A 20,260-nucleotide genomic window follows, 5' to 3' on the forward strand; every position below is an offset into this window, starting at 1 on the left:
GGCGGCGCCCAGGCCGTCCCAGCGGCCCTCGCGTGCGTGCCTCATGCCACTCGGGGCGGGCGCCGACCGCACCGGAGTGCCACGGCTCCGGGGACGCGGTTCGGCTCCGTCACGCAGGGGTGTCGCGTACGTCCTGCCGCGTCTCCTTCGCCAGTTCGCCCACGACGTCCGTGAGCCTCTCGTGCGCGGCCCGGCACTCGGGCGGCTCGATGCTGATCCGGGGCAGTACGCGGTCGAGCCGGCGCGGCAGCCACCAGTTGGCGCGGCCGAGCAGGTGCATCAGGGCGGGCACGAGCAGGGTGCGCAGCACGAAGGCGTCGAGGGCGACGGCGGAGGCGAGCGCGATGCCGAACATGGCGATCACCCTGTCGCCGCTGAGCACGAAGGCGAGGAAGACCGAGATCATGATGACCGCGGCGGAGTTGATCACCCGGCTGGTCTCGGCGAGGCCGACGCGGACGGCCCGCCGGTTGTCGCCGGTCTCCAGCCACTCCTCGTACATCCGGCTGACCAGGAAGACCTGGTAGTCCATGGAGAGCCCGAAGAGCACCGAGACCATGATCACGGGCAGGAAGGGTTCGATCGGTCCCGCCCGGCCGAGGCCGAGGAACTCGCTGCCCCAGCCCCACTGGAAGATCGTGACGACGACGCCGAACGCGGCGGCGACGGCGGCTATGTTCATCGCGGCGGCCTTCAGCGGGATGCCGAGTGACCGGAAGGCGAGCAGCAGCAGGACGCAGCCGAGGCCGACCACCACGCCGACGAACAGTGGCAGTCTGCCGATGATCACGCCGGCGAAGTCGTCGTATCCGGCGGTGACCCCTCCGACGTGCAGGTCGAGCGCGGTGCCGGTCTCGGCGCGCGGCAGCACATCGGTGCGCAGCCGCTGGACGAGGTCGCTGGTGTGCTGGGACTGCGGCGCGGAGTCGGGGACCACGGTCAGATAGGCCACGGTGCCACTGGAGTTGTATGTCGCCGGAGTCACCGCGGCGACGCCCTCGGTGGCGCGCAGGGTGGTGTCGAGGTTGTCCAGGGCGAGTCTGCCCTCGGCCCCGTCGACCCGGGTCACCAGGGTGAGCGGCCCGTTGACGCCCGGCCCGAAACCCTCGGCGACGAGGTCGTATGCCTTCCGGGTGGTCGAGGTGCTGGGGTCGTTGCCCTGGTCGGAGGTGCCGAGACGGAGGGTGAGCGTGGGCAGTGCCAGCACGGTGATGACGGCGAGGGCCACGACGCCGAGCGCCTTGGGGTGGCGTTCGACGAAGGCCGACCAGCGGGCGGCGAACCCGGTGGGCACCTCGGGTTCGGGCCCGTGCTCGGCCAGGCGGCGCCGTTCGCGGCGGCTGAGGGCGCGCGGGCCGACGAAGGACAGCAGCGCGGGCAGCAGGGTCACCGAGGCGGCGACGGTGAGGACGACGGTCAGGGAGGCGGCGACCGCCACGCCGTTGAGGAAGCCCAGTCTGAGGATGAGCATGCCGAGCAGGGCGATGCACACCGTGGCGCCCGCGAAGACGACGGCGCGTCCGGTGGTGGCGACGGCGTTCGTGACCGCCTCGGTGGGAGTGAGCCCGCGTTTCAGCCCGCGCCGGTGCCGGGTCACGATGAACAGCGCGTAGTCGATGCCGACGCCGAGTCCGATCAGCATGCCCAGCATGGGCGCGAAGTCGGCGACCGTCATGGCGTGGCCGAGGAGACCGATGGCGGCGTGCGCGGTGCCCACGCTCAGCAGCGCGCTGGCGATGGGCAGCACGGCCGCGGCGAGCGAGCCGAAGGCGATGAGCAGCACCCCGGCGGCGACGAGCACGCCGACGATCTCGGCGGTGTGGTCGCCGGAGGCCGCGGTGAGGCTGATCGCGCTGCCGCCGAGTTCCACCTGGAGCCCGTCGGTGCCGGCCGCCTTGGCCGCTTCGACCACGGCCTCGGCCTGGGGCTTGGTGATGTCCTGGGACGGGCGGGTGAAGGTGACGGTGGCGTACGCGGTGCGCCCGTCGTGGCTGATCTGGTCGGAGCCCTGGACGCCCTGGTCCGTGTAGGGACTGGTCACGGACGCCACCTGGGGCAGCGCGGCGATCCTGTCCAGGGTGCGGGTCATCGTCTGCTCGACGTCCGGGGCGCGCACCGTGCCGGACGCGGTGTGCCAGACGACGGTGTCGCTGTCGCCGCCGAGTCCCGGGAAGCCCTCCTTGAGCAGCTGGGTGGCGCGTCCCGACTCGGTGCCGGGGACCTCGTAGTCGTTGGAGTAGGCGGAGCCGGTGACCGAGGCGGCCGCGGTGATCCCGCCGAAGGCGAGCAGCCAGAGCAGTACGACGACGAGGCGGTGCCGGACACACCAGCGCGCTAGGGCTGCCACGAACGTGCTCCCAGGGTGATTTGTGGATCTTTGACCGGGAACAGACGCCCGTGATCGGAACGGCCCGCAAAGAACGCATGAGCAATCTGAAGCCACTCTTGCAGGCGAAAATGATCGTTTAGCCCGTTCGTGGGACGATTCACATCAGTGCGACCCAATTCACAGGACAATCCGAGGAAGTCTGTCGCCCCGCCGGACGTTCGCCGCACGGCCCCCGCGAATCCACCGCGCGTCCCCCGCCGGTCCACCGCACGGTCAGTCGAGCTTGTCGCCGAGCGCCATCACCATCGTCCCGGCGATCAGCAGCCACAGTGCCCGCCGGGTGCGTCCCCGGGCGCCGATGAGGGCCGCCACGGCGCAGACGGCGGCGCCCGCGGCGTAGGCGGCCGGGACGAGCGCGGAGGCCGCGGACAGCCGCAGCAGCGAGGCGGCAAGTCCGGCGAGCGTCAGCAGTGCCCCGGTCCCGGCAGCGGTCCACCGGGCACGGCGCGCGACCTCAGCCGGGTCCTCCAGCTCGTCCTCGTCCTCGGCGTCGTCGTCGCTCCCGGCACCGTCTCCGCCGGCGGCCCCGGCGCCGTCCTCGTCCACCGCACCGCCCTCGCCCACGTCGACGTCGACATCGCCCTCGGGGTGGTCCTGCGGTCCGGGCGCCTCGATGTCGTCGTCCCCGGATATCTCGGGGTGCGTTTTGGAATCGGCGCGTCCACTCATGGCGCGCGAGCGTAGCGCCTCCGTCCGACGGCACCGACGGGGGGTGGGCCGCGGACCCCGCGCGGGCATGACGCGGGGGGTGCACCGGAACCGGTGCACCCCCCGAGACGGTTCGCGGGCTCAGCCCTCGACGCCGAGCTTCTCCAGGATCAGCTCCTTGACGCGGGCCGCGTCGGCCTGGCCGCGGGTGGCCTTCATGACCGCGCCGACCAGGGCGCCGGCCGCGGCCACCTTGCCGCCGCGGATCTTGTCCGCGACGCCCGGGTTGCCGGCGATGGCCTCGTCGACGGCGGCGGTCAGCGCGCCCTCGTCGGAGACCACCTTCAGGCCGCGCTTGTCGACGACCTCGTCCGGGGTGCCCTCGCCGGCCAGGACGCCCTCGATGACCTGGCGGGCCAGCTTGTCGTTCAGTTCGCCCCCGGCGACCAGCTCGGTGACCCGGGCCACCTGCGCCGGCGTGATCGACAGCTCGTCCAGCGCCTTGCCGGACTCGTTGGCGGCACGCGCCAGCTCGCCCATCCACCACTTGCGGGCGGAGGCGGCGTCCGCGCCCGCGTCGATCGTGGCGACGATGAGGTCCAGGGCACCGGCGTTGAGGATGGCCTGCATCTCGGTGGCCGAGACGCCCCACTCCTCGCGGAGCCGGTTGCGGCGCACCAGCGGCAGCTCGGGCAGCGCGGCGCGGATCTCCTCGACCCACTCGCGCGAGGGTGCCACCGGGACCAGGTCCGGCTCGGGGAAGTACCGGTAGTCCTCGGCCTCCTCCTTGATGCGGCCGGAGGTCGTGGACCCCGTGTCCTCGTGGAAGTGGCGGGTCTCCTGGATCACCGTGCCGCCGCCGTTCAGCACGGCGGCGTGGCGCTGGATCTCGAAGCGGGCTGCGCGCTCCACGGACCGCAGCGAGTTGACGTTCTTCGTCTCGGAGCGGGTGCCGAACTTGTCGGCGTCCTTGGGCATCAGCGACAGGTTGACGTCGCAGCGCATCTGGCCCATCTCCATCCGGGCCTCGGACACGCCGAGGGCCCGGATGAGCTCGCGCAGCTCGCGGACGTAGGCCTTGGCCACCTCCGGGGCCCGCTCGCCGGCGCCGGTGATCGGCTTGGTGACGATCTCGATCAGCGGGATGCCGGCGCGGTTGTAGTCAAGGAGCGAGTGGGACGCGCCGTGGATGCGGCCGGTGGCGCCGCCGACGTGCGTCGACTTGCCGGTGTCCTCCTCCATGTGGGCGCGCTCGATCTCCACGCGGAAGGTCTCGCCGTCCTCGAGCTGCACGTCGAGGTAGCCGTTGAAGGCGATCGGCTCGTCGTACTGGGAGGTCTGGAAGTTCTTCGGCATGTCCGGATAGAAGTAGTTCTTCCGGGCGAAGCGGCACCACTCGGCGATCTCGCAGTGCAGCGCGAGGCCGATCTTGATGGCGGACTCCACGCCGGTCGCGTTGACGACCGGGAGCGCGCCGGGCATGCCGAGGCAGGTCGGGCAGGTCTGGGTGTTCGGCTCGGCGCCGAGCGCGGTCGAGCAGCCGCAGAACATCTTGGTGGCGGTGCCGAGTTCGACATGGACCTCGAGGCCCATGACGGGGTCGTACGACGCCAGCGCGTCCTCGTACGACACCAGGTCGGTCGTGGTGGTCACGGTGAAAACTTCCCTCTCAGCCCAGCAGGACGTCGTCGTCGCCCAGCCGCTTCAGCTCGCGGTAGAGGATGGCGAGGCCGGTGACGATCGCGACGGCGGACACGGTGGCGTCGATCAGGCGCAGCGTGTCGTGCTCGGCGCGGGCCTTCTTGATCTGCTTGGCGACACCGACCGCGCCGAACGCGGTGGTGGCCATGGACAGGTACGTGCCGGACTTGGACTTCTTGAAGCCCTTGGCCTTGGCGAGTGCCTTACTCACAGCGACGGAGCCTCCTCGAGCAGCGGGTGACCCCACTTTTCCACGAAGGCGGCCTCGACGGCGGCACCCACCTTGTACAGCCGGTCGTCCTTCATCACCGGGGCGATGATCTGCAGGCCCACCGGGAGGTTGTCCTCCGGGGCGAGACCGCAGGGCAGCGACATGGCCGCGTTGCCCGCCAGGTTGGTCGGGATGGTGCACAGGTCGGCGAGGTACATCGCCATCGGGTCGTCGGCGCGCTCGCCGATCGCGAAGGCGGTGGTCGGGGTCGTCGGGGAGACGATCACGTCGACCTGCTCGAACGCCTTGTCGAAGTCCCGCTTGATCAGGGTGCGGACCTTCTGGGCGCTGCCGTAGTACGCGTCGTAGTAGCCGGAGCTCAGCGCGTACGTGCCGAGCATGATCCGGCGCTTGACCTCGGCACCGAAGCCCTCCTCACGGGTGAGGGAGGTGACCTCCTCCGCGGAGTGCGTGCCGTCGTCGCCGGTGCGCAGGCCGTAACGCAGGCCGTCGAAGCGGGCCAGGTTGGACGAGCACTCGGACGGCGCGATCAGGTAGTACGCCGACAGCGCCAGGTCGAAGGACGGGCAGTCCAGCTCGACGATCTCGGCGCCCAGCTCCTTGAGCAGCTCGACGGACTCGTCGAACCGCTGGATGACGCCGGCCTGGTAGCCCTCGCCGCGGAACTGCTTGACGACACCGACGCGCATGCCGGCGACGCTGCCGTTGCGGGCGGCCTCGACGACCGGCGGGACCGGCTCGTCGATGGAGGTGGAGTCGAGCGGGTCGTGCCCGGCGATCACCTCGTGCAGCAGGGCCGCGTCCAGGACCGTACGGGCGCAGGGGCCGCCCTGGTCGAGGGAGGAGGAGAAGGCGACCATGCCGTAGCGGGAGACCGCGCCGTACGTCGGCTTCACGCCGACCGTGCCGGTGACGGCGGCCGGCTGGCGGATGGAGCCGCCGGTGTCGGTGCCGATGGCGAGCGGGGCCTGGTAGGAGGCGAGCGCGGCGCTCGAACCGCCGCCGGAGCCGCCGGGGATCCTGGTGAGGTCCCAGGGGTTGCCGGTGGGCCCGTAGGCGCTGTTCTCGGTGGAGGACCCCATGGCGAACTCGTCCATGTTGGTCTTGCCGAGGATCACCACGTCGGCGTCCTTCAGCCGCTTGGTGAGCGTCGCGTCGTACGGCGGGATCCAGCCCTCGAGGATCTTGGAGCCGACCGTGGTCGGCACGCCCTCGGTGGTGAAGATGTCCTTGAGCGCGAGCGGCACGCCGGCCAGCGGGCCGAGCTTCTCGCCGCGCTCCCGCTTCGCGTCGACGGCGCGGGCCTGCGCGAGCGCGCCCTCGCGGTCGACGTGCAGGAAGGCGTGCACCTTCTCGTCGACGGCCTCGATCCGGGCCAGGTGGGCCTCGGCGACCTCGACGGCCGTGAACTCGCCGGAGGCGACCTTCTCGGCGGTCTCGGCGGCGGTGAGCCTGATGATGCTGTTCATGTCCGTCACGGCTCTCACTCCTCACCCAGGATCTGCGGCACCTTGAAACGCTGCTGCTCCTGGGCCGGGGCGCCGGAGAGCGCCTGCTCGGAGGTGAGCGACGGACGGACCTCGTCCGCGCGCATGACGTTGGTCAGCGGCAGCGGGTGGGAGGTCGGCGGTACGTCTTGGTCGGCGACCTCGCTGACGCGGGCCACCGCGCCGATGATGTCGTCGAGCTGTCCCGCGAGGTGGTCTAGTTCCTCGGGCTTCAGCTCCAGACGCGCCAGCCGGGCGAGGTGGGCGACCTCCTCGCGCGTGATGCCAGGCATGCAGCGATCCTCTGGGGTGAGTGTGTGTGCTTTGGCTCAATCCTATGGGGCGGGGCGGGGTGGCCGTGAAACGGTTTCCCGGACGGCGCCGCGCGGGGCCGGCGTTCAGCGCCGCGCGTCCCCGGCGCGGCTGCTCAGGGAGTGGCTGTCGTGCGGGTCCCGCGCCTCCGGCAGGCTCTCCGGGGCGGCCGCGCCCGGGCGGCCGCGCAGGAGGTGGCGGAAGTCCGCGAAGCGCTCGGCGCCCGGGGTGACAGGGGTCGTCACTCGTCGGCCGCCGCCGCGGGCAGCGCCGCGGCGGGCCGCTGCCAGCCGCGCGATCCGCGCGCCCGCAGCCACGCCGTCGTCTCCTCCGGCGGCATCGCGGCCGCGACGAGCCAGCCCTGTACGGCGTCGCAGCCGAGGTCCCGCAGCCGTTCCCAGGTCTCGTCGTCCTCGACGCCCTCCGCGACGACCAGCAGGCCGAGGGAGTGCGCGAGGTCGACGGTGCAGCGCACGATCTCGGCGTCCTCGGTGTCGACCGCCAGCCGGGCCACGAACGAGCGGTCGATCTTCAGCTCGCTCACCGGCAGCCGGCGCAGGTGCACCAGCGAGGAGTAGCCGGTGCCGAAGTCGTCCAGCGACATCTTCACACCGTGCCCGGTCAGGGCGTGCAGGGTGTCGGCGGCCCGCTGCGGGTCCTCGAGCAGGACGTGCTCGGTGATCTCCAGCTGGAGCGCTCCGGCCGGCACGCCGTGCCGGGCCAGCCGCGCGGCCACCGAACCGGCGAACCCGGGTATGTGCACATCGCGCGGGGAGACGTTGACCGCGACCGGCACGTACAGGCCCTGGGCCCGCCACCGGGCGACCTGCGCGAGCGCGGTCTCCAGCACGTACTCCGTCAGATGGGGCATCAGGCCCGAGGACTCGGCGATCGCTATGAACTCGTCCGGCGGCACCTTGCCGCGCTCGGGGTGCACCCAGCGGACCAGCGCCTCCAGTCCCGCGACCTGCCCGTCGAAGCGGACCTTCGGCTGGTAGTGCAGCTGGACCTCGTGGGCGTCGAGGGCCCGGCGCAGATCGCCCAGCAGCCCCAGCCGGTCGGGGGTGTTGGAGTCACGCTTGGACTCGTAGACCTCCACGCCCGTGCGGTCCCGCTTGGCCTGGTACATCGCCACATCCGCCCGGCGCAGCATGCCTTCGGCGTCCTGGGCGTGGTCGGGGAAGACGGCGACTCCCGCGCTGGCCTCCAGGACCAGGGTGAGTCCGTCGAGGTCGAGCGGGGAGCTGAGGACGGTGACCAGGGCGCGCGCGATCCGGGTCGCGGACGTCGTGGAGTCGGCGACCGGCAGCAGCACGGCGAACTCGTCGCCGCCGAGCCGCGCGGCCTCCGCCCCGCGCGGCAGCGCCTGCCGCAGCCGGTCCGCGATCTGCAACAGCAGCCGGTCCCCGGCGAGATGACCGAGTGTGTCGTTGACCGAACGGAACCGGTCCAGGTCGATCAGCATCAGCGCGGACCGGGCACCGATGCGTTCGGCGTCGTCCAGGGCGGTCCAGATGCGCTCCAGGAGCCACTGCCGGTTGGGCAGTCCGGTCAGCGGGTCGCGGAGCTGCTCCTCGGCCCGGGCGCGGGCTATCCACAGGGAGGAGTCGAGGGCGATGAGCGGGACGGCGAACAGCGGCAGCAGGACGGGTTTGGCCACGGCCACGACGCAGACCAGCGGGGAGATGCCGAGCAGGGCGACGGCGACCAGGCCCTGTCTGATCACGGCGGTGCGGGCGACGGCGGGCGCTCCGGGGCCGCGGAAGTGGTGCACGAACCAGAGCAGGCCGCGGGTGACGAGCAGGTAGGCTCCCGCCGCCAGCACGACCGGGGCCACGGTGGAGGTCGTCCAGCCGGCCGGGTTCCAGGGGCTCTCCACGGTCGGTACGCGGCCGAAGGCGCCCAGCACCAGGCCGCCGGCGCCGATGCCGAGGATGTCCACCGCCCCGTGCAGCACGCCCTGCCGCCAGCGGTGGCGCCGGGCCGCCGCGACCAGGACGACGACGGTGAGGCTGACCATGCCGGCGGGCACCCAGCCGTAGAGCAGCAGCACGGCGACGGTGAGGGTGGCGCCGGAGCCGGTGCCGCCCCACCAGCGGGCCCGGCCGAGCATGACCAGGTGACCGACGATGACGCCGGTGAGCAGGGCCAGGCACCAGCCGGCCGTGCCGGACGGGAAGAGCGCGTGCTGGTCGGTGAACGCCCGGTACACGCCGACGCCCAGCACGGACACGGCCGCGGCGACGATCGACGCGGGCAACCCGGAGCGGGACGGGTGCCGTTCGGGTTCGGTGCCGGACGGTCCGGAGAAGCGTTCGACGGCCGTGTGTGCGGAGGCGCGGGCGCGCGCGACGGTGTACTGTCCCGCAACGCGTCCGGCGTGCTCCGTCGCGCGCGGGCGCGCCGGCGTCCGCTCCCGTCTCCCCCGCCACGCGTCGGCCATCCGGCGCAGCCGTGAGTGCGGGGCGGCGCTCTCGGTCGGTTCCATTCCCGTCCCTCTCACAGCCGGCGGTTGCCCACGCCACGCGGCCCGATGCCCCACAACCCCTGGACGGCACCGCGCTGAAAAACCCTTCCACGTACTCCTGACGAGCACGGGGATGCCCCGACCGCGGTTGGGCACGGCGGGCGCACAGCTCAACAGTAGGCCGCGGAAGGCTTCCACGGGCAGCGGTCGCCGACGGTTGCCCGAATGCGTCCCGGCCACCCGTATGCATCTGGTATGCGCCGAACGGGCGGAGTTCAACCGCTACTCGTCGGCCGGAAGCGCGACTTCGGCCGCCGCGTCCGGTCCGCGCTCCAGGAGGACGCCGAAACCGTCCTCGTTCAGCACGGGCACCTTGAGTTGCATCGCCTTGTCGTACTTCGAACCGGGGTTGTCGCCGACCACCACGAAAGAGGTCTTCTTCGACACCGAACCGGTCACCTTCGCCCCACGGGTCTGCAGCGCCTCCTTGGCGCCGTCGCGGGTGAACTGCTCCAGCGTACCGGTCACCACGACCGTCAACCCCTCGAGCGGGCGCGGGCCTTCGTCCTCGCCCGAGCTCTCCTCCTCCATGCGGACGCCGGCCTCGCGCCACTTGCGCAGGATCTCCTGGTGCCACTCCTCGGCGAACCACTCCTTGAGCGAGGCGGCGATGATCGAGCCGACGCCCTCGGTGTTCGCCAACTCCTCCTCGCTGGCCTGTTCGATGCGGTCGATCGAGCGGAACTCCCGGGCCAGCGCCTGAGCCGCCACCGGTCCGACATGACGGATCGACAGTCCGGTGAGGACGCGGGCGAGCGGGCGCTGCTTGGCTGCCCGGATGTTGTCCAGCATCGCCAGCGCGTTCTTCTTCGGCTCGCCCTGCTGGTTGGCGAAGACCGTGACGACCTTCTCCTCGCCGGTCTTCGGGTCGCGCTTGGGCAGACCGCTGTCCTGGTCGAGGACGTAGGCCTTGATGGGGAGCAGTTGCTCCACCGTCAGGTCGAACAGGTCGCCCTCGTCCCTCAGCGGCGGCTCCGCGGGCTCCAGCGGCTTGGTGAGGGCGGCCGCGGCGACATAGCCGAAGTGCTCGATGTCCAGCGCCTTGCGGCCCGCCAGATAGAACAGGCGCTCACGCAACTGGGCCGGACACGCACGCGCGTTGGGGCAGCGCAGATCGACGTCGCCCTCCTTCATCGGCCTGAGCGGCGTACCGCACTCGGGGCACTCGGACGGCATCACGAACTCGCGCTCACTGCCGTCGCGCAGGTCGACGACCGGCCCGAGGATCTCCGGGATGACGTCACCGGCCTTGCGCAGCACGACCGTGTCGCCGATGAGCACGCCCTTGGCCTTGACGACGTCCTGGTTGTGCAGGGTGGCGAACTCGACCTCGGAGCCGGCCACCGTGACCGGCTCGACCTGCGCGTACGGCGTGACCCGGCCGGTCCGGCCCACGCCCACCCGGATGTTGACGAGCTTGGTGTTGACCTCCTCCGGCGCGTACTTGTACGCGATCGCCCAGCGCGGCGCGCGGGAGGTGGAGCCCAGCCGGCCCTGGAGCGGGATCTCGTCGAGCTTGACGACGACGCCGTCGATCTCGTGCTCCACGGAGTGGCGGTTCTCGCCGTAGTGCGCGATGAACGCGCGGACGCCGTCGAGGTCGTCGACGACCCTGTTGTGCCGGGAGGTGGGCAGGCCCCAGGACCTGAGCAGTTCGTAGGCCTCGGAGAGGCGGGTCAGGCCCTCGAACCCCTCCAGGGCGCCGATGCCGTGGACCACCATGTGCAGCGGCAGCGTCGCGGTGACCTTGGGGTCCTTCTGGCGCAGCGAACCGGAGGCGGAGTTGCGGGGGTTGGCGTACGGCTTCTCGCCGGCCTCGACGCGGCGGGCGTTGAGGCCCTGGAAGGCCTCCATCGGGAAGTAGACCTCCCCGCGGATCTCCACCAGGCTCGGCACGCGGTCGCCGTTCAGCCGGTGCGGGATCTCGGCGATCGTCATCACGTTGGGCGTGATGTCCTCGCCGACGCGGCCGTCGCCGCGGGTGGCCGCGCGGGTGAGCCTGCCGTCCTCGTAGGTCAGGTTGACCGCGAGGCCGTCGACCTTGAGCTCGCACAGGAAGTGGTGACCGGTGGTGCCGACGTCCTTGGCGACCCGGTCCATCCAGGCGGCGAGCCCCTCGTCGTCGAAGACGTTGTCCAGGGACAGCATCCGCTGGCGGTGCTCGACCTCGGCGAGGCCGGTCTCGTACGCCACGGCGACCTTCTGGGTCGGCGAGTCGGGCGTGCGCAGCTCCGGGTACTCCTCCTCCAGCGCCTCCAGTGAGCGCAGGAGCTGGTCGAACTCGGCGTCACTGATGACGGGAGCGTCTTTGACGTAGTACCGGAAGCGGTGCTCCTCGACCTGCTCCGCGAGCCGCGCGTGCTTCTCCCGTGCCTCGGCGGGCACCGTTGTCTCCGCTTGCTGCTTGTCGCCGGCCACCGTGTTGTCCTCCCGTTACTCTGGGTTGTCCGCGAGCGATCTCGCCGCCCGGACGCAGTGGGCGAGCGCCTGGCGCGCGTACGCGGGGGAAGCGCCCGCGAGTCCGCACGCCGGGGTGACCGTGACCGCCTCGGCGAGAAGCTCCGGCCGCAGCCCCAGCCTGCGCCACATCGTCCTGACACCCATGACGCTACCGGCAGGGTCCGACAACGGGCCGTCCGTGCCGGGGACGACACCGGCGAGGAGCCGGGTGCCCGCCTCGACCGCCTCCCCGATCGCCTCGTCGTCACGCTCGGTGAGAAGCGAGACGTCGAGGGAGACCGCCGCGGCGCCCGCGCGGCGCAGCAGGGCGAGCGGCACGTCCGGAGCGCACGAGTGGACCACGACGGGCCCCTCGGCATGCGCCCCGAGGACGTCCCGGAGGGTGGCCTCCACGATCTGCCGGTCGACGGCGCGGTGGGTCCGGTAGCCGCTGGCGCTGCGCACCTGCCCGCGCAGGACGGCGGTCAGGGAGGGTTCGTCGAGCTGGAGGACGAGCCGGGCGCCGGGAACGCGCCGGCGCACCTCGGCGAGATGGAGCCGCAGCCCCTCGGCGAGCGAACCGGCCAGGTCCCGGCAGGCGCCGGGGTCGGACAGGGCCGCCTCGCCGTTCCTGAGCTCCAGGGCGGCGGCGAGCGTCCACGGCCCCACCGCCTGCACCTTCAGCGCACCCTCGTACCCCTGGGTGTACTCCTCCAGGGCGTCGAGATCCTCCCCGAGCCAGGACCTCGCCCGCCGGGTGTCCCGGCCCGGCCGGTCCCCGAGCCGCCAGCCGCTGGGCTCCATGCGCGCGTAGAGCTCGACGAGCATCCCCGCGGTGCGCCCGATCATGTCGGCGCCGGGGCCGCGCGCGGGCAGCTCGGGCAGGAAGGGGAAGTCCTCGAAGGTGCCGGTGACGGTCTTGACGGCCTCCCGGGCGTCCCCACCGGGCATGGACCCGACGCCGGTTGCGGCACCGAACCTGAACTGGCTGTTGTCGCTCACCCGGGAAGCCTACGCAACCCGGCGGGGTCGCGGCCGCCTCAGGGGGCGGCGGCCCCCCGGGACCGCCGCCGGCCTCGCGTCACCGGCCCGGACGCACCGTCAGGTCGTTGACCTCCGCGTCCCGCGGCAGGTCGAGCGCCATGACGATGGTCGTGGCGACGGAGTCGGGGTCGATCCACTTGCCGGGGTCGTACTCCTTGCCCTCCTGCTGGTGGATCTTGGCCTGCATACGGCTGGCGGTACGGCCCGGGTAGACCGAGGTGACCCGGACACCGTTGCCGTGCTCCTCGTGGCGCAGCGAGTCCGCCAGCGCCTTCAGACCGTGCTTGGAGGCGGCGTACGCGGACCAGTCGGCGTGGGCGCTCAGGCCCGCGCCCGAGTTGACGAACAGCACGTGGCCGCGCGAGGCGCGGAGCTGGGGCAGGAAGTGGCGGGTCATTTCCGCGGGGGCGATCAGATTGACGTCGAGCTGGTGGCGCCAGGTCTTCGGGGTGAGTTCACCGACCGGGCCGAGGTCGACCACGCCCGCGATGTGGAGCAGGGAGTCCACCCGGTCGGGCAGTGTCTGGTGGGAGAACGCCCAGCTCAGCCGGTCGGGTTCGGCCAGGTCGCCGACGAGTGTCCGGGCGCCGGGGAACGCGGCGGCCAGTTCCTTGGCCCGCCCGGCGTCGCGCGCGTGCAGCACGAGTTCGTCCCCGCGCGCGTGCAGGCGGCGGGCGACGGCCGCGCCGATGCCGGAGCCGGCCCCGGTGATCACATGAGTAGCCATGCCCGCCATGCTCGCACCACCGGTTCAGCCGGTGCGCAGCGCCTCGTCCAGATACGTCATCGCGCCCGCGGGCTCCTCGGCGAAGAACACCAGCTCGGCGAGCGGCCGAGGCAGGAACCCGTCCTCCTCCATCCGGCGGAACTGCTGCTTGAGGCCGTCGTAGAAGCCGTCGGTGTTCAGCAGCACCACCGGCTTCTCGGTCCGGCCGTGCTTCTTCAGCTCCAGGATCTCGGTGGCCTCGTCGAGCGTGCCGGTGCCGCCCACCATGATCACGACGGCGTCGGCCTTCTCCAGGAGCAGCCTCTTGCGCTCGGCGAGGTCCCGGGCGATCACCATCTCGTCCGCGCCGGGCCGCGCCTTCGCCGACAGGAAGTCGACCGACACGCCGATCAGCCGGCCGCCCGCCTCCTGCACGCCGTCCGCGACCACCTTCATCAGACCGGTGTCGGATCCGCCCCAGACCAGGCTGTGACCACCCTTGCCGATCAGACGGGCGAAGTCCCGCGCGGGGCGGGTGTAACGGTCGTCGAGGTCGGCGGCGGAGAGGAAGACGCAGATGTTCATGCGCCCACGGTACGCGGCGGGGACACCGGCCCCGAGGCCGGGAAGAAGCGGGGTCCTGCGGGCGCTGTACCGGCTATGACCCAAGGACACACGATCACGATCGACAAGAGCGGCGAACGCGTGCGTGTGGTGCGCGACGGCCAGATCCTCGCGGAGAGCGACCGCGCCCTGGTACTCCGCGAGACGGGGTGCCCGCCGCGCTACTACCTGCCGCCCGAGGACGTACGCCTCGACCTCCTGGCGGCGTCCGACACGCACACGCACTGCCCCTTCAAGGGCACGGCGTCCTACTGGTCCCTGCCCGGCGCGGCGGACCTGGCGTGGGCCTACCCCGACCCGAAGCCGGGTGTCGCCGAGATCAAGGACCACCTGTGCTTCTACGACGTGGAGGTGTTTTGACCCGATGAGGCCGCCGCCGCGTGGCAGTCTTCAGTGGCATGACTGGCATGTCGGGCATGGACAAGAAGACCGTCTCGCGTGACGGCACCTCCCTCGCTTACCACCGCACCGGGCAGGGCCCGGTGGTCGTCCTCGTGAGCGGCGCGATGTCGACGGGGGCCACGGTGGCGTCGCTTGCTGCCGCGTTGTCGGACCGCTGCGACGCCGTCGTCTACGACCGCCGGGGCCGCGGCGGAAGCGGGGACACGGCGCCCTACGCGGTGGAACGCGAGGTCGAGGACCTGGCCGCGCTGATCGACACGGTGGGCGGCGAGGCGGCGCTGTACGGCGTCTCCTCCGGCGGCGCACTGGCCCTGCGGGCGGCGGCCGGCGGGCTGCCGGTCCGGCAGGTCGCCGTCTACGAGGTGCCGTTCGCCGTGTACGAGGGCGGCGGGCGGGAGCGCGCCGAGTACACCGCCGAGCTGACCGCGGCGCTCGCCGAGGGCCGGCGCGGGGACGCCGTGGAGCTGTTCCTGCTGCTGACCGGGCTGGCGCCGCAGATGATCGCCAGCGCCCGCCAGTCACCCATGTGGGCGGGCATGGAGGCGATCGCGCCGACGCTCGCCCACGACGACGCGGTGATGGGGGACGGGCTGGTCCCCCGCGACCTGCTGGCCTCGGTCACCGTGCCGGTCCTGTCCGTGGCGGGCGGCGCCAGCCCGACCTGGCTGCGTGAGGCGGCCAGGGAGGTCGCCGAGGCCGCGCCCCGGGGCACGTACCGGGCCCTGGAGGGCCAGACCCACGCGGTGGAACCGGAGGCGCTCGCGCCGGTGCTGACGGAGTTCTTCGCCTCCTGAACCGGACGCTGCCGCGGTCCTCGGCCCAATCGGCCTCGCGGTCGTGCGGTGCTTCCGCGTCGGCCTGCCGGGCGTCGGCCAGGACAGCCGCGTCCCTGGTCGCGGCCCGGCCGGCCTCCGCGCTGTGCGGGCGCGGTCCTCGCCGACGGCGCGGTGGTCCGGGGCCGGAAATGCGCCGGGCCCCGGCGGTGTTGGCCCCCGACGAGACGGCGGCACGCCCGACGGGTGCCGCTCGCCGCGACCGAAGGGACACCGTAGCCATGACCAGCACCGCACCCGACGCCACCGAAGCCACTTCCGCGAGGAGTGCTCCCCGCCCCTGGACCGTGGCCGTGCTCGGCCCCGGCGGCGTCGGCGGACTGCTCGCCGCGCTGCTGTCCCGCGCGGGTCACCGGGTGATCTGCCTGGCCGGGGACGCGACGGCGCGGTCCCTGCGCGAGGGCGGGATACAGGTGCGCAGCGGCCAGTTCGGGGACTTCACCGCCAAGGTCGAGGCGGACACCGAGCTGCGGGAGCCGGTCGACCTGTGCGTGGTGGCCGTCAAGCACACCAGCCTGGACGCCGCCCTTGACCGGGTCCCGCCCGCCATGCTCGGCGCGGACGGCCTCGTCCTGCCGCTCCTCAACGGCATCGAGCACCCCGGGACCCTGCGCCGCCGCTACGGCGACGACCGCGTGGCCGCGGGCGTCATCCGCGTCGAGTCGACCCGCGTGGCGCCCGGTGTCATCGAGCACGGCAGCCCGTTCACCGACATCGACCTGGCCGGGGAGAGCACGCACCCGCTCACCGGCCTTGCCGCCGTGCTGGAGTCCGCCGGGGTGCGGACCCGCGTGGCCGGCCCCGAGACCGCCGTCCTCTGGGCGAAACTGGCCTTCCTCGCCCCCTTCGCCCTCCTCACCACCCGCTACGACGCCGCCATCGGCACGGTCCGCACCGACCACCGTGAGGAACTGCTCACCCTTGTCGGCGAGATCACCGCCGTCGGCCGCGCGGCCGGGGCGCCGCTCGACGCGGACCGGACGCTGGCGATGTACGACACGTTTCCGGCCGGCATGAAGTCCTCGATGCAGCGTGACGCCGAGGCCGGCCGCGCCCTGGAGCTCGACGCCATCGGCGGCGCCGTGCTGCGCGCCGCCGAACGGTACGGCGTTCCGGCGCCGACGGCCGCCCGGCTGGTGTCCGAACTGGCACCCCTGTGACCGACTCAACATCTTTCAGGGGGAGTTGGCGACCCTAGACTCCCTGCGCGGGGGCGGCGAACGACCGTGCCCGCACGGGGAGCAGCCATGCGTTACACCGACCAGCCCGGCACCCACCGCGAGGTGCACATCGCGGCGGAGCCCTCGCGGGTGTGGGAAGTCGTCACCGACGTCGAGGCCATGGCCGGGTGGAGTCCCGAGCTGGTGCGCGTGGAGTGGCAGGACGGTGCCGACCGCCCGGCCCCGGGCGCCCGTTACGTCGGGCACAACCAGAATCCGCTCGTGGGCGAGTGGCGGACCGTCGCCCACATCACTGAGGCGGTCCCGGACCGCACCCTCACCTGGTGCGTGCTGGACCCCGACGGACGCTACGGCACGGTCGCCGAGGGCGTGAAGGACCGGATGGCCACCTGGTCCTTCGCCCTCTCACCGGCGCCGGAAGGGGGCACCGTGCTGCGTCAGTCGGTCACGATCGGACCCGGCCGCTCCGGCCTGAGCGGGTACATCGACCGCGCTCCCGACCAGGAGGAGGCGATCATCGCCTTCCGCCTGGACCAGCTCGGCCAGGGCATGGACGCCACCCTGACCGGCATCAAGGAGACGGCGGAGCACCGGTCCTAGGCAGGCGCCCGGCGCCGTCCCCGGTCCGTGGGCGGTCCGTGCGTCAGACCGCCGTGCTCGGCTCCTTCGCCCGTACCGTCGTGGCGATCGTCGCCGAGCCCACCACGCGTGTGCCGTCGTACAGCACGACCGCCTGGCCGGGGGCCACGCCGCGGACCGGCTCGGTGAAGGCGACCCGGAGTTCACCGCCGACGAGTTCGGCGGTGACCTCGGTCTCGCCGCCGTGGGCGCGCAACTGGGCCGTGTAGGTGCCGGGGCCGGACGGGGCCGTGCCGCACCAGCGGGGCTTGATCGCCGTGAGGCCGGTGACGTCCAGGGCGGAGGCCGGGCCGACGGTCACCGTGTTGTTCACGGGGGAGATGTCCAGGACGTAGCGCGGCTTGCCGTCGGGCGCCGGGGTGCCGATGCGCAGGCCCTTGCGCTGGCCGATGGTGAAGCCGTACGCGCCCTCGTGGCTGCCGACGACCGCGCCCGACTCGTCGACGATGTCGCCCTCGGCCTTGCCCAGGCGGCGGGCCAGGAAGCCCTGGGTGTCGCCGTCGGCGATGAAGCAGATGTCGTGCGAGTCGGGCTTCTTGGCGACGGCCAGGCCCCGGCGCTCGGCCTCCGCGCGGATCTCGTCCTTGGTGGTGAGCGTGTCCCCGAGCGGGAACATGGCGTGCGCGAGCTGCTGGTCGTCGAGGACGCCGAGGACGTACGACTGGTCCTTGGCCATGTCGGAGGCCCGGTGCAGCTCACGAGTGCCGTCCTCGTTGAGGATCACCTTGGCGTAGTGGCCGGTGCAGACCGCGTCGAAGCCGAGCGCCAGCGCCTTGTCCAGGAGCGCGGCGAACTTGATCTTCTCGTTGCAGCGCAGGCACGGGTTCGGCGTGCGGCCGGCCTCGTACTCGGCGACGAAGTCCTCGACGACGTCCTCGCGGAAGCGCTCGGCGAGGTCCCACACGTAGAACGGGATGCCGATGACGTCCGCGGCGCGGCGGGCGTCGCGCGAGTCCTCGATGGTGCAGCAGCCCCGCGCGCCCGTACGGAAGGACTGCGGGTTCGCGGAGAGCGCGAGATGGACGCCGGTGACGTCGTGGCCGGCTTCCGCGGCGCGCGCGGCGGCGACGGCGGAGTCGACCCCGCCCGACATGGCGGCGAGGACGCGGAGGGGGCGGGAGCGCTGCGGGATGTCAGTCATAGCCCTTCCAGGGTACGGGGCGCGGGAACCGGGGCCGCCGGAGATGCGTTGAAGATCGCATGGGGGCGAAGAAGACGGACGGGCAGCGGCGGCTGGGGCGGCGGGCCCTGCTGCTCGGCGGGGTGGCGCTGGTGGTGGGCGGGGCCGCGGTGGAGCGCAGCGGGCTGGCCCGGCTGTGGTGGCGGCTGCCCGGCGCGCAGAAGCCGCGGGTGGAGGGCGCGGTCGACTTCGTGGGCGCCCGGTGGGTGGCGGCCTCCCCGGCGAACTACCGGGCGGCGGACCGCCCGGACGACTACCGGATCGACCGGGTCGTCATCCATGTCACCCAGGGCAGCTACGCGAGCGCGGTGAAGGTGTTCCAGGACCCGGGGCACGGGGCCGCCGCGCACTACATAGTCGGCGCGGACGGGCACGTCACGCAGATGATCCGCGAACTGGACGTGGCGTTCCACGCGGGCAACCGGGCGTACAACGAGCGGAGCGTCGGCATCGAGCACGAGGGCTTCGTCGACGACGCCTCGTCGTTCACCGACGCGATGTACGCCGCCTCGGCGCGGCTGACGGCCGGGATCTGCGGCCGGTACGGCATCGCCGTCGACCGGGAGCACATCATCGGCCACGTGGAGGTCCCGGGCACCGACCACACGGACCCGGGCCCCCACTGGGACTGGGACCGCTACATACGCCTGGTCCGCGCGGCCAGAACCGCCCGGACCTGAACCCGCCCGGACCTGGGACGCGGGGCCTCGGTGTGTTACGTCAGCCCCGCCGCGCGGGCCCGTTCCACCGCCGGGCCGATGGCCTTCGCGACCTCGTCGACGTCGGACCGGGCGGACGTGTGGCCGAGCGTGAAGCGGAGAGTGCCGCGGGCCAGGTCCGGGTCGGTGCCGGTGGCGAGCAGGACGTGGCTGGGCTGGGCGACACCTGCGGTGCAGGCGGAGCCGGTGGAGCACTCGATGCCCTGGGCGTCCAGCAGGAGCAGCAGGGAGTCGCCCTCGCAGCCGGGGAAGGTGAAGTGGGCGTTGGCCGGAAGGCGCCCCTCCGGTGCCGGGTCGCCGCCGAGGATCGCGTCCGGGACCGCCGAGCGCACGGCGGCGATCAACTCGTCGCGCAGCGCGCCGATCTCGGCGGCGAACCACTCGCGCCGCTCGGCGGCGAGCCGGCCGGCCACGGCGAAGGAGGCGATCGCGGGCGCGTCGAGGGTGCCGGAGCGGACGTGCCGTTCCTGGCCGCCGCCGTGCAGGACGGGCACGGGGGCGTACTCGCGGCCCAGGATCAGCGCGCCGACGCCGTACGGGCCGCCGATTTTGTGGCCGGATACCGTCATCGCGGCCAGTCCCGAGGCGGCGAAGTCGACCGGGACCTGCCCGAACGCCTGCACCGCGTCGGCATGCAGCGGGACGCCGTACTCGGCGGCCACGGCGGCCAGTTCGCGCACCGGCAGCAGCGTGCCGATCTCGTTGTTGGCCCACATGACGGTGGCCAGGGCCACGTCGTCGGGGTTGCGGGCGATGGCCTCGCGCAGCGCCTCGGGGTGGACGCGGCCGTAGGAGTCGACCGGCAGGTACTCGACGGTGGCGCCCTCGTGCTCGCCGAGCCAGTGCACGGCGTCGAGGACGGCGTGGTGCTCGACGGGACTGGAGAGGACGCGCGTGCGGGCCGGGTCGGCGGCGCGCCGGGCCCAGTACAGGCCCTTGACGGCGAGGTTGTCCGCCTCGGTGCCGCCGGAGGTGAAGACGACCTCGCTGGGACGGGCGCCGAGGGCCTCGGCGAGGGTTTCGCGGGCCTCCTCGACCCTGCGGCGGGCCGCGCGCCCGGACGCGTGGAGAGAGGAGGCGTTGCCGGTGACACCCAGTGCCGCGGTCAGCGCCTCTGCCGCCTCCGGGAGCATCGGGGTGGTCGCGGCGTGGTCGAGGTAAGCCATGGTGAGGCCGATTCTACGGGCGGCCGCGGCC

General features: G+C 72.7%; 19 protein-coding genes. 5 read left to right on the plus strand and 14 right to left on the minus strand.

Annotation, left to right across the window (positions count from 1 at the left end):
- Positions 1-109: 109 nt before the first annotated feature.
- The 12 genes from CG719_RS31565 to CG719_RS31620 form a co-directional block, all read right to left on the minus strand.
- Positions 110-2,347 carry an MMPL family transporter gene (locus tag CG719_RS31565; protein WP_100572131.1) on the minus strand — a complete coding sequence of 746 codons (2,238 nt, stop codon included), beginning with the start codon at positions 2,345-2,347 and terminating at the stop codon, positions 110-112.
- Between the two features lie 255 nt (positions 2,348-2,602).
- Complete coding sequence (locus tag CG719_RS31570) at positions 2,603-3,058, minus strand: hypothetical protein (protein ID WP_100572132.1); 456 nt, start codon at positions 3,056-3,058, stop codon at positions 2,603-2,605.
- Between the two features lie 120 nt (positions 3,059-3,178).
- Entirely contained in the window at positions 3,179-4,690 is a 1,512-nt protein-coding gene (gene gatB, locus CG719_RS31575; RefSeq protein ID WP_100572133.1) for an Asp-tRNA(Asn)/Glu-tRNA(Gln) amidotransferase subunit GatB, read from the minus strand.
- A 16-nt stretch (positions 4,691-4,706) separates the two neighbouring features.
- A complete protein-coding gene (locus tag CG719_RS31580; RefSeq protein WP_100572134.1) occupies positions 4,707-4,949 on the minus strand; it encodes a hypothetical protein in 243 nt (80 codons plus the stop codon).
- Positions 4,946-6,448 (minus strand): Asp-tRNA(Asn)/Glu-tRNA(Gln) amidotransferase subunit GatA, encoded by a 1,503-nt coding sequence (gene gatA / locus CG719_RS31585; RefSeq protein ID WP_199836852.1) that lies wholly within the window; start codon positions 6,446-6,448, stop codon positions 4,946-4,948. Before gatA ends, CG719_RS31580 begins: the two co-directional genes overlap by 4 nt.
- Before the next feature lie 5 nt (positions 6,449-6,453).
- On the minus strand, positions 6,454-6,750 hold the full coding sequence (gene gatC / locus CG719_RS31590) for an Asp-tRNA(Asn)/Glu-tRNA(Gln) amidotransferase subunit GatC (protein ID WP_100572135.1): 297 nt from the start codon (positions 6,748-6,750) through the stop codon (positions 6,454-6,456).
- A 105-nt stretch (positions 6,751-6,855) separates the two neighbouring features.
- Positions 6,856-7,014 carry a hypothetical protein gene (locus CG719_RS31595; protein WP_159024996.1) on the minus strand — a complete coding sequence of 53 codons (159 nt, stop codon included), beginning with the start codon at positions 7,012-7,014 and terminating at the stop codon, positions 6,856-6,858.
- Complete coding sequence (locus tag CG719_RS31600; protein ID WP_100572137.1) at positions 7,011-9,257, minus strand: putative bifunctional diguanylate cyclase/phosphodiesterase; 2,247 nt, start codon at positions 9,255-9,257, stop codon at positions 7,011-7,013. The genes CG719_RS31595 and CG719_RS31600 overlap by 4 nt, the downstream gene beginning before the upstream one ends.
- Before the next feature lie 261 nt (positions 9,258-9,518).
- Positions 9,519-11,714: an NAD-dependent DNA ligase LigA gene (gene ligA / locus CG719_RS31605; RefSeq protein WP_100572138.1), complete on the minus strand. Its 2,196-nt coding sequence runs from the start codon at positions 11,712-11,714 to the stop codon at positions 9,519-9,521.
- A 15-nt stretch (positions 11,715-11,729) separates the two neighbouring features.
- Complete coding sequence (locus tag CG719_RS31610) at positions 11,730-12,737, minus strand: methionine synthase (protein WP_100572139.1); 1,008 nt, start codon at positions 12,735-12,737, stop codon at positions 11,730-11,732.
- Positions 12,738-12,816: 79 nt separating this feature from the next.
- Positions 12,817-13,515 carry an SDR family oxidoreductase gene (locus CG719_RS31615; RefSeq protein ID WP_100572140.1) on the minus strand — a complete coding sequence of 233 codons (699 nt, stop codon included), beginning with the start codon at positions 13,513-13,515 and terminating at the stop codon, positions 12,817-12,819.
- A 15-nt stretch (positions 13,516-13,530) separates the two neighbouring features.
- On the minus strand, positions 13,531-14,070 hold the full coding sequence (locus CG719_RS31620) for a TIGR00730 family Rossman fold protein (RefSeq protein WP_100572141.1): 540 nt from the start codon (positions 14,068-14,070) through the stop codon (positions 13,531-13,533).
- A 75-nt stretch (positions 14,071-14,145) separates the two neighbouring features.
- On the opposite strand from CG719_RS31620, the gene CG719_RS31625 reads away from it, so the two are divergent.
- From CG719_RS31625 to CG719_RS31640, 4 genes are all read left to right on the plus strand, one after another.
- Positions 14,146-14,469, plus strand: coding sequence for a DUF427 domain-containing protein (locus CG719_RS31625; protein WP_100572142.1), 324 nt, complete (start codon positions 14,146-14,148; stop codon positions 14,467-14,469).
- A 56-nt stretch (positions 14,470-14,525) separates the two neighbouring features.
- Positions 14,526-15,305: an alpha/beta fold hydrolase gene (locus CG719_RS31630; RefSeq protein WP_100572189.1), complete on the plus strand. Its 780-nt coding sequence runs from the start codon at positions 14,526-14,528 to the stop codon at positions 15,303-15,305.
- A 260-nt stretch (positions 15,306-15,565) separates the two neighbouring features.
- Positions 15,566-16,504, plus strand: coding sequence for a ketopantoate reductase family protein (locus CG719_RS31635; RefSeq protein WP_100572143.1), 939 nt, complete (start codon positions 15,566-15,568; stop codon positions 16,502-16,504).
- Between the two features lie 87 nt (positions 16,505-16,591).
- Positions 16,592-17,125, plus strand: coding sequence for an SRPBCC family protein (locus CG719_RS31640; protein WP_100572144.1), 534 nt, complete (start codon positions 16,592-16,594; stop codon positions 17,123-17,125).
- A gap of 43 nt (positions 17,126-17,168) precedes the next feature.
- Here CG719_RS31640 and mnmA read toward each other — a convergent pair whose 3' ends face one another.
- Positions 17,169-18,305 carry a tRNA 2-thiouridine(34) synthase MnmA gene (gene mnmA / locus CG719_RS31645; protein ID WP_100572145.1) on the minus strand — a complete coding sequence of 379 codons (1,137 nt, stop codon included), beginning with the start codon at positions 18,303-18,305 and terminating at the stop codon, positions 17,169-17,171.
- A gap of 59 nt (positions 18,306-18,364) precedes the next feature.
- Here mnmA and CG719_RS31650 point away from each other — a divergent pair, with 59 nt between their 5' ends.
- The gene (locus tag CG719_RS31650) at positions 18,365-19,024 is read left to right on the plus strand and encodes an N-acetylmuramoyl-L-alanine amidase (protein WP_100572146.1); all 660 of its coding nucleotides are present in this window, start codon (positions 18,365-18,367) and stop codon (positions 19,022-19,024) included.
- 35 nt (positions 19,025-19,059) lie between these two features.
- Here the strand turns inward: CG719_RS31650 and CG719_RS31655 are convergent, their stop codons facing one another.
- The gene (locus CG719_RS31655) at positions 19,060-20,229 is read right to left on the minus strand and encodes a cysteine desulfurase family protein (protein WP_100572147.1); all 1,170 of its coding nucleotides are present in this window, start codon (positions 20,227-20,229) and stop codon (positions 19,060-19,062) included.
- Between the last annotated feature and the right edge of the window lie 31 nt (positions 20,230-20,260).

The sequence above is a fragment of the Streptomyces sp. CB01373 genome (genome assembly GCF_002803075.1).
GTDB lineage: Bacteria > Actinomycetota > Actinomycetes > Streptomycetales > Streptomycetaceae > Streptomyces.

Bases quoted from the DNA above. Each gene is read 5' to 3' on its own strand.
- CG719_RS31570 (WP_100572132.1), bottom strand. From the start codon at position 3,058: ATGAGTGGACGCGCCGATTCCAAAACGCACCCCGAGATATCCGGGGAC.
- gatC (WP_100572135.1), bottom strand. From the start codon at position 6,750: ATGCCTGGCATCACGCGCGAGGAGGTCGCCCACCTCGCCCGGCTGGCG.
- CG719_RS31600 (WP_100572137.1), bottom strand. From the start codon at position 9,257: ATGGAACCGACCGAGAGCGCCGCCCCGCACTCACGGCTGCGCCGGATG.
- CG719_RS31615 (WP_100572140.1), bottom strand. From the start codon at position 13,515: ATGGCGGGCATGGCTACTCATGTGATCACCGGGGCCGGCTCCGGCATC.
- CG719_RS31620 (WP_100572141.1), bottom strand. From the start codon at position 14,070: ATGAACATCTGCGTCTTCCTCTCCGCCGCCGACCTCGACGACCGTTAC.
- CG719_RS31625 (WP_100572142.1), top strand. From the start codon at position 14,146: ATGACCCAAGGACACACGATCACGATCGACAAGAGCGGCGAACGCGTG.
- CG719_RS31630 (WP_100572189.1), top strand. From the start codon at position 14,526: ATGGACAAGAAGACCGTCTCGCGTGACGGCACCTCCCTCGCTTACCAC.
- CG719_RS31635 (WP_100572143.1), top strand. From the start codon at position 15,566: ATGACCAGCACCGCACCCGACGCCACCGAAGCCACTTCCGCGAGGAGT.
- CG719_RS31640 (WP_100572144.1), top strand. From the start codon at position 16,592: ATGCGTTACACCGACCAGCCCGGCACCCACCGCGAGGTGCACATCGCG.
- mnmA (WP_100572145.1), bottom strand. From the start codon at position 18,305: ATGACTGACATCCCGCAGCGCTCCCGCCCCCTCCGCGTCCTCGCCGCC.
- CG719_RS31650 (WP_100572146.1), top strand. From the start codon at position 18,365: ATGGGGGCGAAGAAGACGGACGGGCAGCGGCGGCTGGGGCGGCGGGCC.
- CG719_RS31655 (WP_100572147.1), bottom strand. From the start codon at position 20,229: ATGGCTTACCTCGACCACGCCGCGACCACCCCGATGCTCCCGGAGGCG.